16 protein-coding genes are annotated in these 14,415 nt (G+C 50.6%); 14 read left to right on the top strand and 2 right to left on the bottom strand.

The features are described from left to right. The first annotated feature begins 60 nt into the window (after positions 1–60). The 13 genes from V8F51_RS08025 (at position 61) to V8F51_RS07965 (ending at position 12,401) form a co-directional block, all read left to right on the top strand. Positions 61–1,176: an endospore germination permease gene (locus V8F51_RS08025; RefSeq protein ID WP_337099650.1), complete on the top strand. Its 1,116-nt coding sequence runs from the start codon at positions 61–63 to the stop codon at positions 1,174–1,176. Further along, the gene (locus tag V8F51_RS08020) at positions 1,173–2,654 is read left to right on the top strand and encodes a spore germination protein (protein ID WP_337099649.1); all 1,482 of its coding nucleotides are present in this window, start codon (positions 1,173–1,175) and stop codon (positions 2,652–2,654) included. Before V8F51_RS08025 ends, V8F51_RS08020 begins: the two co-directional genes overlap by 4 nt. Then, positions 2,651–3,811: a Ger(x)C family spore germination protein gene (locus V8F51_RS08015; RefSeq protein WP_337099648.1), complete on the top strand. Its 1,161-nt coding sequence runs from the start codon at positions 2,651–2,653 to the stop codon at positions 3,809–3,811. The genes V8F51_RS08020 and V8F51_RS08015 overlap by 4 nt, the downstream gene beginning before the upstream one ends. Positions 3,812–3,876: 65 nt before the next feature. Further along, a complete protein-coding gene (locus V8F51_RS08010; protein ID WP_337099647.1) occupies positions 3,877–4,098 on the top strand; it encodes a hypothetical protein in 222 nt (73 codons plus the stop codon). A gap of 45 nt (positions 4,099–4,143) precedes the next feature. Next, entirely contained in the window at positions 4,144–4,527 is a 384-nt protein-coding gene (locus V8F51_RS08005) for a spore coat protein (RefSeq protein WP_337099646.1), read from the top strand. A gap of 125 nt (positions 4,528–4,652) precedes the next feature. Beyond that, positions 4,653–5,144 (top strand): Lrp/AsnC family transcriptional regulator, encoded by a 492-nt coding sequence (locus V8F51_RS08000; protein WP_337099645.1) that lies wholly within the window; start codon positions 4,653–4,655, stop codon positions 5,142–5,144. 20 nt (positions 5,145–5,164) lie between these two features. Next, entirely contained in the window at positions 5,165–6,388 is a 1,224-nt protein-coding gene (locus V8F51_RS07995) for an aminotransferase class I/II-fold pyridoxal phosphate-dependent enzyme (protein ID WP_337099836.1), read from the top strand. A gap of 384 nt (positions 6,389–6,772) precedes the next feature. Further along, positions 6,773–7,369 (top strand): cob(I)yrinic acid a,c-diamide adenosyltransferase, encoded by a 597-nt coding sequence (locus tag V8F51_RS07990; protein ID WP_337099644.1) that lies wholly within the window; start codon positions 6,773–6,775, stop codon positions 7,367–7,369. Then, a complete protein-coding gene (locus V8F51_RS07985; RefSeq protein WP_337099643.1) occupies positions 7,366–8,331 on the top strand; it encodes an RluA family pseudouridine synthase in 966 nt (321 codons plus the stop codon). The genes V8F51_RS07990 and V8F51_RS07985 overlap by 4 nt, the downstream gene beginning before the upstream one ends. Positions 8,332–8,400: 69 nt before the next feature. Further along, on the top strand, positions 8,401–8,778 hold the full coding sequence (locus V8F51_RS07980) for an arsenate reductase family protein (protein ID WP_337099642.1): 378 nt from the start codon (positions 8,401–8,403) through the stop codon (positions 8,776–8,778). An 8-nt stretch (positions 8,779–8,786) separates the two neighbouring features. Continuing rightward, positions 8,787–10,001 (top strand): aminotransferase class I/II-fold pyridoxal phosphate-dependent enzyme, encoded by a 1,215-nt coding sequence (locus V8F51_RS07975; protein ID WP_337099641.1) that lies wholly within the window; start codon positions 8,787–8,789, stop codon positions 9,999–10,001. A gap of 48 nt (positions 10,002–10,049) precedes the next feature. Further along, complete coding sequence (locus V8F51_RS07970; protein WP_337099640.1) at positions 10,050–10,922, top strand: 5'-3' exonuclease; 873 nt, start codon at positions 10,050–10,052, stop codon at positions 10,920–10,922. A 687-nt stretch (positions 10,923–11,609) separates the two neighbouring features. Next, complete coding sequence (locus V8F51_RS07965; RefSeq protein WP_337099639.1) at positions 11,610–12,401, top strand: alpha/beta hydrolase family protein; 792 nt, start codon at positions 11,610–11,612, stop codon at positions 12,399–12,401. 76 nt (positions 12,402–12,477) lie between these two features. Here V8F51_RS07965 and V8F51_RS07960 read toward each other — a convergent pair whose 3' ends face one another. Together V8F51_RS07960 and V8F51_RS07955 are read right to left on the bottom strand one after the other, a co-directional pair. Continuing rightward, positions 12,478–12,756, bottom strand: a complete 279-nt coding sequence (locus tag V8F51_RS07960; RefSeq protein ID WP_337099638.1) for a hypothetical protein — start codon at positions 12,754–12,756, stop codon at positions 12,478–12,480. 50 nt (positions 12,757–12,806) lie between these two features. Then, positions 12,807–13,103 (bottom strand): DUF3055 domain-containing protein, encoded by a 297-nt coding sequence (locus tag V8F51_RS07955; RefSeq protein ID WP_337099637.1) that lies wholly within the window; start codon positions 13,101–13,103, stop codon positions 12,807–12,809. A gap of 259 nt (positions 13,104–13,362) precedes the next feature. On the opposite strand from V8F51_RS07955, the gene V8F51_RS07950 reads away from it, so the two are divergent. Further along, positions 13,363–14,361 (top strand): HRDC domain-containing protein, encoded by a 999-nt coding sequence (locus tag V8F51_RS07950; protein WP_337099636.1) that lies wholly within the window; start codon positions 13,363–13,365, stop codon positions 14,359–14,361. Positions 14,362–14,415 lie beyond the last annotated feature (54 nt).

Here is a 14,415-nt window from a genome sequence, read left to right as displayed (position 1 = left end):
TCGGAGATGCATGGAAATACGGTTTTGGGGAATCATTTGCTTGTAAGGAAGTGAATGACAATGACAGCGAAGACGTTCGGCATAGTGCCGGCTATATTCATATTTTGTTTATCGGTTGGACTAGCCAACCATGTGCTTATCGTTCCGTTCCTGCTTAACGCGGCAATGCGCGATGCCTGGATGTGCGTGCTGATTGCCCTAATCGTAACGTTGCCATGGATGGTGTTTCCATTATATGGCTTGCTCAAAAAAATGAACAAAGAGCCGATTGACCAATGGTTAAAGCAGCGGATACCTGCTTTTATTTCGCATGCTATCATCAGCGTGTTCTTAGTTCTGCTCTTGGTTACCGGTTACGAAACACTCGTCATTACGTCCTCGTGGACGGCGACAACTTATTTGCCTAAGACTCCGCCGATCATTGTATGCGCCGTGTTCTTATGTTTAGGGATGTATGCCGCATTATCGAATCTGCGGACAATCGCTTATGTAAGCTGTGTATTACTGCCTCTCGTTGTTATATTCGGCGATTTTGTCATGTCTGCTAATATACCGCACAAGGACTACCATTACATGCTTCCATTGCTGGAAAATGGTCTTTCGCCTGTGCTGAAGGGAGCGTTCTATTCGTTGACGGCAACATGCGAGCTATTCGCTCTATTGTTCATTCAACACCATATTAAAGGTGAGCTGAAACGTTGGCATCTCGTCATACTTGCGCTTGTCCTTGCGATGCTTACGTTCGGACCGTTGACGGCGGCTATTGCAGAGTTTGGGCCAGTTGAAGCGGCTAAAATGCGTTTTCCCGCATTCTCTCAATGGAGACTTGTATCCATCGGCAGATACTTCGAGCACGTTGATTTCTTCGCCATCTTCCAATGGTTGTCTGGCGCGCTGATCCGATTGTCATTAACGCTATATATCCTAACGGAATTCGGCCCGTTCAGACGTTTAAAGCGCAAGTGGATTGCTCCTGTCGTCATCGGCATTGTTTTTTTGGCGGCGGCGCATTTTACGTTAAAAGATATGCTGAATTTCAATGTTTTTGTGCAAAATTATTTCTTGTTCGCCGGTGCCGTAATTGCGGTTGTCGTATTGCTGCTGTGGTTCCTGTCGTTCTTGAAGAGGGGACGCGATAAAGGAGAGTCGGCTGCGAAGGAGGAGCGGTTAGGTTGAATCCGAACGAGAAGGAAGTAAGAGGACCGCGAGGCCGTGAACATGAAGGCGAGCCGTCTATTACCCACGAGCAGTTTCGAGAAAGCATTAAGAAATGCAACGATATCATAGAACACACCGTTATGATAGGCGGCAATGATTCACAACATGTTACGCTTTATTATTGCGACGGCATGATTGATCATCAACAGATGCAGCTCGGACTTATTCCACAGCTTGATGACTGGGCGAAATACATCCTTTCGCAAGCGGAAGTGCGCGAACATCCAATCGATAAGAAAAGCGCCATGTTCAGCAAAGTGGATACCGACGAAGGGGCGGACGATCTTTTCGCTTTCCTGTTCTCCGGCAGCGTTATATTACTGTTCGAAGGTTTGCGGGAATTTTACGAGTACAACATCGGAAGCCAACCGGGCAGAACGCCTGAGGAATCCACGATGGAGCTGTCGCTCAAAGGACCGCGCGACGGCTTCATCGAGCAGTTGTCGACGAATGTGGCGTTAGTGCGCAAACGTCTCCGAACCCCGCAAATGCACGTGCAATATATAAGGATTGGAACGGATTCGCAGACAGAGGTAGCCATCCTCTATATGGCTGACAGAGCAAAGACGAAGCTCGTCGGAGAGACTCTGGAGCGACTGGCGAATATTCACATTCCGTCGTTGAACGGAGCGGGACATTTGGAGGAGCTCGTTTCCGATCGTCCGTTCTCGTTTTTCCCGTTAGTCGATTATGTAGGGCGGCCCGATTATGTCGTCCAATCGATGATGAACGGGCGAGTAGCGATTCTCGTCGACGGATCGCCTGCGGCGCTCATCGCGCCAGGCAATTTCTTGCTGCTCATCAAGTCGCCAGAGGATATGCATCTCCCCTTTTACTTCGTGACGCTCGAGCGGCTGCTGCGACTGATGGGACTTGTGTTGTCTATTTGCTTGCCGGCATTCTGGATTGCGCTCTGCTCCTTCAATACGGATCAAATCCCATTTCAGCTTCTTGCGACGATTACGATCTCGCGTATGGGGCTGCCGCTTTCATCAACGATGGAAATGTTCCTCATGCTGACGATGTTCGAGCTGTTTCGCGAAGCAGGCGTTCGGTTGCCGAGGCCGGTCGGCCAGACGGTGTCCGTCGTCGGCGGATTGATCGTCGGCGATGCCGCGATAAGGGCCGGTCTGACGTCGCCAACGATGCTCGTCGTCGCTGCGGTTACTGCGGTGTCGACGTTCACTCTAGTCAACCAATCCTTGGCTGGTACAGTGAGCATTATTCGTTATTTGGTGTTGATCCTTGCATCGGCACTAGGCATGTTTGGCTTCATGGTAGGAACCTTAGCGGTTATCATCTATATCTGCTCGCTTGAGTCTTTCGGCATGCCTTACATGACGCCAATTGCTCCGCCGAACTTCAAGCAATGGTTTACGGCTCTCTTCCAACTGCCGTGGAAAGTAAGGAGCAGCGAGAGGAGGGGCAGGCGATGAAGAGCCCTTCCGTAAGCAGAGCTGCGAGACTCGCTATGACCATTTGCTTGCTCTTATCTGCTGTGTTGCTGCAAGGCTGTTGGGATGAGGTGAATCTGGAGGACGAGAGTTATGTGTCAGCGATGGGGGTTGAATTTATTGACAACGAGTTTCATCTGTATGCTCAAATGATTAGGTTTGCCGGTGTTGCTAAAGTAGAGGGCAGCTCGGACGTTAAAGATCAAATATGGATTGGCTTGGGAAAGGGCAATTCGGTCCTGCTGGCGATTAATAATTTGAAAAGAGGGGCTCAGTCCGAAATTAATCTAGAGCATTTAAAGTCGATCGTCGTTCATGAGAACGCCATGAGTAGACTTGAAGATATTATGGACGGATTAAACAGGCAGCGCGCATCCCGATATACCTCACTTGTATTCGGTACGAAAACCAGCCTCATTGAGTTGTTTACGACGGAAGCGTTGTTCGAACAATCGCCCTTGAACACCATTCTTTATTTGCCCAGCGTTCATGAGGATCAGCGCAGCTTCATCAGACCGTTTGCAATGCAGCTCGCCGTGCAGATGATTAAGGAGCCTGCTATGACAACTTCGCTCCCGGTAATCGGCATTAACGGCTCGGATTGGCTGAAAGGGAAGAAATCGCTCATGGTGCAGGAAATCAAAGGCGTGTTCGTATTGAAAAGAAGCAAATATATCGGTTTTCTTCCCGAGAAGGAGTCAGCCGGTCTTCGCTGGCTTGATCCGGTATTTAAGGTGTTTATGGTGGAAGCAAAAGGAGCAGTGGGCAAAGCGACCATTGCTATGCGAGGTACGAGTTATAAGCTGACGGCTGTAAAAGGCGGCAACGATCCTGATTTTAAACTGTCGGTTCGGTTAAACGGAAGCGTCGTCGAGCAGGATCAGCCGATTAGCAAAGAGGAAATCGTAAGCTCAATCGAGGCATCCATCAAGAAAGAGCTAGAGCAAACGTATGTTTTCGGATTGGAAAAAGGGATGGATCTTTACCAGCTCGAGCACCATATGTACCGTTATCATAATGCAGAATGGAAGCAGACGATGGCTGCAGGCGACTGGATTCCGCGGCAGAATCAGCTAAAGATCAATGTAAAATTTGATCTGCATCATTCCGGCAAATTTGACCTTGGAGAGGGTACATAAAGGAGACGGCTGTTGCCAATAATACGATAGGAACTAAGGTTATGCCAACATGAAGGAGTGGGAAGATGCTACAACCAATGACGGCCAAAGAACTTGAATACATTGCCGATTCGATGTCGAACGAGGATTTGCTTATTAAGCAAAATGCCCAAGTCGCTACGATGGCAACGACTCCGGCGCTGCGCAGCCTATGCGCGCAGCTGGTTCAGACCCATCAACAGCATTACGATTCGCTTCTGCATGCGATCTCGCATCATCAGCAATTGGCGCCGACCCAGCCTCAATAATTGTTTAATCGAGACGATAAAGAAATTTCTTAGGAGGGCTCATCTATGTATCAGCAGCAAAATCAACCGTTTCTGTCAGACGAAGACATGGCATATACGGTATTGTCCGATCTGAAGCGAGTCGTGCGCGAATATGCGACGGCTGCAACTGAAGCGTCTTGCCCAGACATTCGGGAGCTATTCACCAAGCTGCTGAACAGCACGCTTACGATGCAGGGTCAGGTGTTCCAAGCGATGCAGCAGGCGAATATGTATAGCGTTGCTTCGCCTGCGCTTCGTCAAGAGCTCGATAAGCAGATGAAGGAATATCAACAGACAAAGCAGAAGACGCAGCAGTTCCTGCAGCAGAAATTGAGCGGCCAAACGTCGCAATCGATGTACACGCCATCCATTCAACAAAGCCAGTTCCAGCAACCGCATTATCAATAATTTGGCGATAGCCTGTCGTATTTTGCAAAGACCCTTCGGGGTCTTTCGTTTTTTCTTTTGCAGGAACAATAAATTCGTTGTAAAATGTTCTTTATAATCGCACGCGTGCTGGAAGGAGTTAACGAATGAACGAACTACAGTTGAAAGTGCTTGAGTTGCTTAAGGAAGATGCGCGCAGAGATGCGGAACTAATCGCCACCATGCTGGCCGCGCCGGTAGAGGACGTGAAGGAAGCCATCGCGTTTCTCGAGAAAGAGCATGTGATCGTGAAGTATGCGACAGTCGTGAACTGGAGCAAAGTGGATGACGAGAAAGTGACGGCGCTCATCGAGGTTCAAATTACGCCAGAACGCGGTCGTGGATTCGAAGGCATAGCGGAGCGGATATACCTGTACCCGGAAGTGAAATCCGTATACCTCATGAGCGGTGCTTATGATCTGTGCGTTGAGGTAGAGGGCAAGAATTTGAAAGAGGTCGCCTCTTTTGTATCCAATAAATTATCGCCGATTGATGCGGTGTTATCGACCAAAACATTTTTCATTTTGAAAAAATATAAACAGGACGGCATTATCTTCGAGGAGCACGAAGGTGACCATCGGTTGATGGTTTCGCCGTAACATAACAAAGGGTGATGGTAATGATAAAAGGAGAAGAAAAGTTAACATCCACCCCCGTGCAGCGTCATACGATGGCTGATTATTTGTCTCCTCATGTGAGAGACATTAAACCGTCGGGTATCCGTCGGTTTTTTGATTTAGTCAGCACTCGCAAGGATGTCATCACGCTTGGGGTTGGCGAGCCCGATTTTGTAACGCCTTGGCATGTCCGCGAGGCAGCCGTATATGCACTGGAGATCGGCAAGACGCAGTATACGTCCAATGCCGGCATGCCGGAGCTTCGCGAAGCGATCGGTCAATATTTGAACGATCAATTCGCAGTGGAATACAATCCAGCGAATGAAATACTCGTTACCGTTGGCGGCAGCGAGGCGATTGATCTTGCATTGCGCGCTTTGATCTCGCCAGGCGACGAAATATTGATTCCAGAGCCTTGTTATATATCATACTCTCCGATTACGACACTTAGCGGCGGTGTGGCCGTTGGCGTTGAGACGTTCGCGGAGGATCAATTCAAGCTAAAGGCGGAGACACTTCGTGCGGCACTGACGCCGCGCTCCAAAGTACTTATACTCTGTTATCCAAGCAACCCGACCGGCGGCATTATGACTTATGAGGATTGGCTGCCGATTGCGAAGCTCGTCGAGGAGAAAGATCTGATCGTTATTTCCGATGAAATCTATGCCGAGCTGACTTACGGAGAGAAGCACGTAAGCTTCGCAGCGATGCCGGGCATGAAGGATCGGACGATTCTCGTCAGCGGCTTCTCCAAAGCGTTCGCGATGACCGGTTGGCGGATGGGATACGCTTGCGGGCACTCCGATATTTTGTCCGCGATGTTGAAAATTCATCAATACACGGTTATGTGCGCTCCGATTATGGCGCAGTATGCTGCGCTTGAAGCGCTGCAGCACGGGCTGGAGGAGAAGGATCGGATGGTCGAGGCGTATAACCAGCGCCGCAGACTTGTCGTCAAAGGGTTCCGCGATATCGGCCTCGACTGCCATGAGCCTCAGGGCGCGTTCTACGCGTTCCCGTCGATTGTATCGACGGGCTTAACGAGCGAAGAATTCGCTCAGCGTCTGTTGGAGGAAGCGAGCGTTGCAGCCGTGCCTGGGAATGTATTCGGTCTTGGCGGCGAAGGTCATCTTCGCTGCTCCTACGCAACTTCGGTAACGAACTTGACCGAGGCGCTTGACCGGATCGGGCAGTTCGTCTATAAAGTGAACCAACAGCGTTCATAATAGGATGCTGATTGTATGTGAAGCAGAAGCAGTAGGAGGGAGTAACATCCGGCCTGCTGCTTTCGTTTGTTCTGGATGTTCATTTGAGGGCTGAATGAGCTGTGCATACGAATCGTAATATTGTTATTTTGAAATGCTGAGGCTAATCGAGGAACTTACGAATTCAGGTGTTGCTATTGTCCTCACTTTACCTTATTCAGAGTGTAATAACCGCCAATAGCGTTGTTGCGATTCTTATGCACGCCAAAAAAGATGGATATAGGCTAAATAGCGATTATAGAGTTCGTTTGGTGCAGCAGGAACATACTGCCTGAGCGCCTCGAAGATGCTCATTTATGGTATAGTGGGAACAGAAGATTGAGAGGCTTGGGAGGGTGCGATAATATGAAGCTGTACACGAGAACTGGCGATAAGGGCCAGACATCCTTAATCGGGGGACGAGTCCGCAAGGACGACGCGCGAGTTGAAGCGTACGGTACGATTGACGAGCTGAACAGCTTCGTAGGCGTTGCCGCTGCGGAAGCGGCGAAGCATGAGGCGCTGTCGGAACTGGCCCAGCGATTGACGCTTATTCAGCATGAGCTGTTCGATTGCGGGGCCGATCTTGCCTATGCGAGGGAAGGCGCGCCGCTAAAGCTGGACGCGGGTCCAGCCTTGCGGCTCGAGGAATGGATCGATGAATATACGGAGGAAGCGCCTGAGCTGCTTAAGTTTATTTTGCCTGGGGGAAGCGCGCTTTCAGCTAGCCTGCATGTATGCAGAACGGTATGCCGCAGAGCAGAGCGTCGCGTGGTGACGCTTGCGCTCGCAGCTTCGCATCCGGTCAGCGAAGATGTTCAGACCTATTTGAACCGGCTGTCGGATTTCTTCTTCGCTGCTGCGCGGGTTGCGAATGCGAGACTTGGCCTTCCCGATATGGAATATGAACGGAGTGCGGAAGTGTTCCGTACGAGCAAGAGCAAGGATTCGGGTAAGCAATGATGCAAATGCAATCCGAGGAGCTCGGGGAGCTCTATTATAAGCCGCTCATCGTACTGGTCGAGCAGAGCGATGACGGCAAGCAGGTACGCACCGTGCTGGAGCGCAAGCTTGGCGTATCCCGGAAGCTGCTGTCACAGGTGAAGCTGACCGACCATGGGCTTACCGTGAATGAGCAGCGCGTCTATACGACGGCGACCGTGTCAGAAGGCGACGTTATTCGCGTTCGGATGCTGCGCGAGGAATCGGATGATATATTGCCAGAGCCGATGAAGCTCCGGATTGTGTTCGAGGACGAGGACTTGATGATCGTCAACAAACCTGCTGGCGTGGTCGTTCATCCGACACATGGCCACTATACAGGAACACTGGCGAACGGCGTGGTCTACCATTGGCGCGAGAAGGGCGAGCGTGTCAGATTCAGACCTGTTCACCGGCTGGATGAGGACACCTCTGGACTTGTCGCCATTGCGAAGACGTCGTATGTCCATCAGCAGTTATCGGAGCAGTTGCAAGCCGGCACAGTGACGAAGCGGTATCGCGCTTATGTCTACGGTTGTCCACAGCCGCTTGCGGGTACGGTTGATGCGCCGATCGACCGCGATCCGCTTGAACCGCATCTGCGTATCGTGACGCCGGACGGGTATGCATCCGTAACGCACTATGATACGGCGGAGAGCTTTCGGGATGCCGCCGCTGCTGTGAAGCTGAAGCTGGAGACGGGCAGAACGCATCAGATTCGCGTCCACATGAAGCATATCGGCTGTCCGCTTATTGGGGATAAGATGTATGGTCCTAAGGATGACGCCGTTGCCGCTTGGGAAGAAGCGGCAGGCCGCCAAGCGCTTCATGCTGAAACGCTGGGCTTAACCCATCCGCTGACAGGACAACGGATGGAGTGGCATGCAGAGCTGCCGCCGGAACTAGTCCTGCTAGAACAGACCTTGAAGGGGCATGGCGGCTAGTTGCTGTTTGAACGATATAGAGAAGCTGCGCCGCATGAGAATGGCGTCAGCGATTAGGAGGAGTCAGCGATGACGAAGCAGAACGAACTAACCATTATTCAATATCCGAAGTGCAGCACGTGCAAGGCAGCATTTAAGTCGCTGCAAGCGAAGGGCAATGAAGTGAAGTCGCAGCATATCGTCGAGGAAACGCCGAGCGCTCAACAATTGAAAGAACTTGTCCGTCTTAGCGGACTGGAATTGAAGAAGTTTTTTAATACATCCGGCGAAGTATACAAGGAACTCGGATTGAAGGACAAGCTGGCTGCCATGTCCGAAGACGAGAAATATGAGCTGCTTGCTCAGCACGGTATGCTTATTAAAAGGCCGATCGTAACGGATGGTACAACCGTTACGGTTGGTTATAAGGAAGAGCAGTACGAGCAGGTATGGAAGAGGAACGGGTGATCTAGACGATGAGCAACGACAAACGGAAGTGGAGGTCGGAGCGGCTGTCTCAGCTTGGATCGTCGATCTTCGCAGAGGTGGCCGCATGGAAGATGGCTGCCGCTGCGAGTGGGCAGGACATCATCGATCTAGGCATCGGCAGCCCTGACAAGCCGCCAACGACTGCTGTCAGGCAAGTGCTGAGCGAAGCTGCTCTGCGCTCCGATATGTACGCTTATCCGGCTACGCGAAGCGGAATGCCCTTCAAGTCGCATGCGGCGAGGTGGATGAAGCACCGATTCGGTGTCGAGCTTGATCCGGCTCATGAAATTGTAACGCTGCTTGGTTCGCAGGATGGTTTGGCGCATTTGGCGATGGCTTTATGCGATCCTGGCGATACAGCTCTGCTACCAAATCCAGGGTATCCGATCTATACGGCTTCTCTTGCGCTTGCCGGTGTTGAAGCTGTGCTAATGCCGCTGCGAGAAGAGAACGAGTATATGCCAGACCTTGATGGGATTGCCGATGAGCAGTGGGACAAAGCAACGTTTATATTGCTTAACTATCCGAATAATCCGATCTCGGCTGTCGCGGACCTTGTTTTCTTCGAGCGGTTAATCGAGAAGGCACGCAAGCATGACGTATTGGTCGTACATGATTTGGCCTATTCGGAGATGGGTTTCGACGGCTGTGAGCCGCCGAGCATCCTACAAGTTCCTGGAGCGCTTGAACAAGCGGTCGAATTCCATTCATTGTCGAAGAGCTTTAATATGGCGGGTTGCCGGATCGGTTACTTGGCCGGCAATCGCGAAGCAGTTGGAGCACTTCGTGAGTTGAAAGCGAATATCGATTACGGCGTGTTTGATCCGATTCAAGAGGCTGGCATTGCGGCGTTGCGGGAAGCGATGGACGCTGCTGTGGAAGCGCCTAAAGCAGGCAATTTGTATGAACATCGAAGAAACTTATTTATCGAGGCATTGAATGAAGAAGGCTGGCAGGTGCCAGCACCAAAGGCGACGATGTTCGTATGGGCGCAATTGCCGCCTATGAAGTGGTCGCTGGACGAGCCGTGGACTTCGCGGACGATTTCCCAGGAAATGCTGAAGCGGACCGGTGTCGTTGTTGTACCGGGCGAAGCTTTTGGCACGGAAGGGGAAGGGTATGTGCGTATCGCGCTAGTCGAAGAAGATGATAGATTGATAGAAGCCGCTAAGCGGATTGGAAGGTTCATTCGCGGGGAATAAATAGTTTATAGCGCATGTTATTATTTTAGAAGGAGAGTGATTATAGCAATGGCTAAACAAAAATTGTTGCTCGTAGATGGAATGGCTATTTTGTTCAGAGCTTATTTCGCAACATCGTTCGGAAGCAGCAGCAGTATTCGCCGGACTAGCGCAGGTGTGCCGGTTAATGCTGTTCATGGCTTTGTCCGTTATTTCATGGACGCAGTGAAAACGTTCGAGCCCACACATGTGATTTGCTGTTGGGATATGGGAAGTACGACATTCCGGACGGAACAATACGACGGCTACAAGTCTAATCGTCCAAGTGCGCCAGAGGATTTAGTTCCGCAGTTCGATCTGGTTAAAGAAGTCGTTGCCAGCTTCAACGTGCCGAACATCGGTATCGAAGGTTTTGAAGCCGACGATTGCATCGGTACGTTAGCCCGTGCGTTTAAGGATCAGGCAGAGGTTGTAGTCGTAACAGGCGACCATGATATGCTGCAACTTGTCGACGAAACGGTCTCGATTGCAATTATGAAGAAGGGCATTGGGAACTATATGGTGTATACGCCTGCGAGCCTCATGGAGGAGCGGCAGCTTACGCCAGCCCAAATCATTGATATTAAAGGGTTAATGGGCGATACGAGCGACAATTATCCAGGTGTCAAAGGCATCGGAGAGAAGACTGCGCATAAGCTTATCCAGGAGCATGGCTCTATCGATGGACTGCTTGCCAACCTCGAGGCGGTAACGAAGACGATTCGGGCGAAGATCGAAGCGGATCTAGACATGCTGCATCTTTCCCGCGATCTTGCAACGATTCGCTGCGACGCGCCGGTCTCGGCTGAGCTTGAAGCTTGCAGCTGGGCTTACGAGCGTGAAATCGTGCTTCGCAAATTCGACGAGTTGGAATTTAAAAGCTTGATCGCTTTGATAAGCTAATGATTCGAGCGTAAGCGAGCAAAGTCCCCATAAGCAGGATGCTGACAATTTAGCGTTCGGCTTATGGGGACTTTTTTAAAATATAAGAAAGTTTAAAATGGGAAGCTTATACTGTGCTTATATTTCTCCAGAAATGAAATATGCCTCGCCGCCAGTTACTTCCTTCTTAAATTATAGGAAAGCATCGGGCTGCGCATCTTTTTCTAATGGACACTACGAACGCTTAGCGATCATTTTGCGCATTGTTCATTTTCTAATGGACATTACAGACCGTTACAGGCACTAAATGAATCAATACGGTATTAATATGTCTTCTTAGCGTCGTTTCTGTCCATTAGCCCCCTGACTATTTTGTCCGTTCTCGGATCGCGAAGTAAGTATCCTAGGATAAATGGGCGAAGCAGTCGGCGAGCAAAACGCAGCGTTGATTTTGTACATATTGTTTCTCAACGTTTCGACGAAACGTTGGCGTCTACAGATAGGATGCCGTCAGGCGTTTCTACCTGGTTTAAATAGTGGTTGACTTTTAATGGTAACGGTTGCTATTATAGATTTATACCCAAGTAATTCAATGTGTTATATAAGAATAATAGCTTTTAGCCAACGACCGTTAAAACGGAGGTGTCCTTCTTGAGAAGGATTGCCTCCTTTTTTTATTCAATCCAATGAGGAAGAGGAGTGTTGAACATGTCGGAGAGAACGATTATTTCGCATGCATTTGAAATTCCGGTATCGGAGAAGCTTGTGCTAAGAGGCAGAGTGAAAGCAACAGAAGAAGGAACGGCGAAGCCGGTCGTCATTATCGCGCACGGCTTTCGAGGCTTCCAGGATTGGGCGTTCTGGCCTGAGGTGACGGATAGCTTGGCTGAGAGAGGATTCTATGCGGTTAGCTTTGATTTTGCAAGAATCGCAGCTAAGGAATCAGGGTTGGATGACCAAAGTGTCGCGCAAGCGAGCACCATTACGCAGGAGCTGGGCGATTTGGATACGATCGTGCAGTACGTTCGTCAAGGGCTGCTTCCGTTAAGAGAGCAATACGATTCGCGTCGAATCGCCGTTATCGGGCACAGCCGGGCAGGAGGCAGCAGCCTTCTGCTTGCGGGAGAGCAACCGGACAGCATACAAGCAGTAGTCGTGTGGAATGGCGGCGCTTCGCCAGTTGCCTCCTTGGACGATCCTAATATTACCCTCGTGCAGCGCCTTGTGGCCGAGGACGCGCTGGCGAATCAAGAACGGTTCGATGTCATTGGAAAATTCAGATTGCTTGAGCAACCGGTATTAGTCGTTCAGGGCAGCAGCGACAGCGAGCGGTTGCTGGCGGTTAATCAGAAGCTGCGCGAAGCGGCGCCGGATCAGACCTTCGTCTCCATAGAAGGTGCTGACCATACATTCGGCGTTCTGCATCCTTATAGCGGGGCGACAAGTTACCTATCAGATGCATTGCAATCGACGCTTGCCTTCTTGAAGAAAGTATATTAATCTATGTGGTAAAAAAAAGCCCTTGCTTCCTCTGCCGCCCGTTTAGGCGTTAAAGAGAAAGCAAGGGCTTTGTTGTTTACGGTTCGTCGAGCACTTCAGGCACGGATGAGGTATATCCTTCGTCGCCGGGATAGTCTCGGTCAAGATCTTCATGCAGCGACCGATTCTCGTAGTCGAAGCGCTTGGATGCGCTTTGGTCGATTCGCCATGGCTTGCTCTTGCCGAGCGATTCCACTGGCAGCTCCGTGCCGTACGGACCTTCCGGAAATTCCTCGGGAATCAGGTCGTTGCGCTGCGATTCCACAGTTGATACGTCCGTGTACGCTTGACGATCTTCGTCCTTGTAACGAGTCATAGAGAGTCGCCTCCGAAATGGTTATTTGCTACCATTTCAGTGTTCCCTGATCAATCGGTAAAATTCACCGTTCCGACTACAAAATACAAAAATTGCGCAAGCTCGGAAGCTTCTTCCTCGGTCAGCTTGAACGTAAATTCCAAATAACCTTCCTCTTCAAGATCATCCGGGCCAATGATCGCGGTCTTGCCGGATTGCAGTTCGGTAATCAGCTTCTTGCCGTAGAAGCGGTGAGTTGCCGTTATCGCTAGATCGAACCGCTTCAAGCTCGGCGTAATGAATGTGACGAATCTAGTCGAGGTATCTTCGGTCGTATCGGACATAAAATCATAATCAGGCAGTAACATGGGGTATAGCCTCCACTCGCATTAGTAAACTGCAAAACCTTCTTGGAAATTACAGCGGCATTACGGATAAGTATACACTAACAAAACGCTTGTCATAAACCATTCCATATGGTAGTCTGTAAGCAATCGAATCAATTGATCGTGAGGGAGCACCTCTTCTGCTTAGGCAGGGGAGGTGCTTTTTGTTTTGTCCGGGGGTTGCTCCGCCGATCTGCGATTCGTTATCTATCATTATATTCGAATAGGGAGTGTAGCAGGTATGCAAATCGTATTTTTGAACACGCTCGAGAAAACGGACGCCGATCAACGCGTCATCAGCTCGCAACTTTCAATCTGTGAGCGGCAAGGCGTCTGGGCTGTATTATGGATGGAAGGCGAGCAGGCCGAGGGAAATCCGGACACCTGGTTCGAAGGAACATCATGGGAAGAGATGATGATCGCTTTCCGCCTTGGTATCGCGAGGAAGCTGGGCGAGGGCTACACGCCGATTATTGACGGAATGCTGGAAGAGCGCCGCACAACGGCCGGAAGTTTCGTTACGATGCTGCAATGCTACGGCGAGCTGCATGCCAATCAAGAGCTGTTCCAGTCATTGCGTGAATGGCGCAGAACAAAGGCTGCTTCAGAGAAGAAGTCGGCTTATCTCGTATCGACGAATCGTATGTTATGGATGATCAGCGCCTTCGTCCCTCATACCGCTGAAGAGCTTGCGCAAATTCCAGGCTGGGGGAATGCTAAGCTTACCGCTTACGGTGAAGAGATAGTGGGGGTGACAAGCCGCTTCGCGCGCGAGACGGCATTCCCGCTGCAATGGGTAGCCGAGAAGCTGAATACTTCAGCTTATACGGGCTGGCTGTTCAAGCAGAAGGAGACAAAGTACAAGACGCAGATGGACCGACATATCGCGAAGAAGCAAATATTGCTAGCTAATCAGCAAGGTGGAACACTAGAGCAGCTCGAGGAGAAGCTGGAGCTGACAAGGCGTGAGTTGATGGACCGGATCGAGCAGCTGGAGCAGGAGGGCTATGACCTTGAGCCGCTCATTACACGCGAGCTGTCAGAGATGCCGGAGGAGGAGCAGCAGCTTGTCTGGCATGCGCTCTCAAGCGTAGGAGATCGATATTTAAAGCCGGTCCTTCAGCAGGTATACGGGTCAAGCGAGGCTTCGGAATTAGGCAAGCCTGTGGATACGTTGTACGAGAGGCTGCGGCTCATCCGGGTTCGCTTCCGCAGGAATAGTGCGGACAAAGCTGTGTAGTAATAAATAAAGAGCCGAGAGGGCGCAATGCGACGAAAGCGTCGCGCCTTTTCG

Source organism: Paenibacillus sp. YIM B09110 (genome assembly GCF_037167145.1).
Classification (GTDB): domain Bacteria; phylum Bacillota; class Bacilli; order Paenibacillales; family Paenibacillaceae; genus Pristimantibacillus.
The sequence above is the reverse complement of the archived record's forward strand: the minus strand, read 5'-3'. Positions and strand labels throughout refer to the sequence as shown.

Coding starts and splice junctions, on each gene's coding strand:
- V8F51_RS08000 (WP_337099645.1), top strand. CDS start 4,653: ATGAACGAACTACAGTTGAAAGTGCTTGAGTTGCTTAAGGAAGATGCG.
- V8F51_RS07970 (WP_337099640.1), top strand. CDS start 10,050: ATGGCTAAACAAAAATTGTTGCTCGTAGATGGAATGGCTATTTTGTTC.
- V8F51_RS07990 (WP_337099644.1), top strand. CDS start 6,773: ATGAAGCTGTACACGAGAACTGGCGATAAGGGCCAGACATCCTTAATC.
- V8F51_RS07960 (WP_337099638.1), bottom strand. CDS start 12,756: ATGACTCGTTACAAGGACGAAGATCGTCAAGCGTACACGGACGTATCA.
- V8F51_RS07950 (WP_337099636.1), top strand. CDS start 13,363: ATGCAAATCGTATTTTTGAACACGCTCGAGAAAACGGACGCCGATCAA.
- V8F51_RS07975 (WP_337099641.1), top strand. CDS start 8,787: ATGAGCAACGACAAACGGAAGTGGAGGTCGGAGCGGCTGTCTCAGCTT.
- V8F51_RS07965 (WP_337099639.1), top strand. CDS start 11,610: ATGTCGGAGAGAACGATTATTTCGCATGCATTTGAAATTCCGGTATCG.
- V8F51_RS08015 (WP_337099648.1), top strand. CDS start 2,651: ATGAAGAGCCCTTCCGTAAGCAGAGCTGCGAGACTCGCTATGACCATT.
- V8F51_RS08010 (WP_337099647.1), top strand. CDS start 3,877: ATGCTACAACCAATGACGGCCAAAGAACTTGAATACATTGCCGATTCG.
- V8F51_RS07985 (WP_337099643.1), top strand. CDS start 7,366: ATGATGCAAATGCAATCCGAGGAGCTCGGGGAGCTCTATTATAAGCCG.
- V8F51_RS07980 (WP_337099642.1), top strand. CDS start 8,401: ATGACGAAGCAGAACGAACTAACCATTATTCAATATCCGAAGTGCAGC.
- V8F51_RS08025 (WP_337099650.1), top strand. CDS start 61: ATGACAGCGAAGACGTTCGGCATAGTGCCGGCTATATTCATATTTTGT.
- V8F51_RS07955 (WP_337099637.1), bottom strand. CDS start 13,103: ATGTTACTGCCTGATTATGATTTTATGTCCGATACGACCGAAGATACC.
- V8F51_RS08005 (WP_337099646.1), top strand. CDS start 4,144: ATGTATCAGCAGCAAAATCAACCGTTTCTGTCAGACGAAGACATGGCA.
- V8F51_RS07995 (WP_337099836.1), top strand. CDS start 5,165: ATGATAAAAGGAGAAGAAAAGTTAACATCCACCCCCGTGCAGCGTCAT.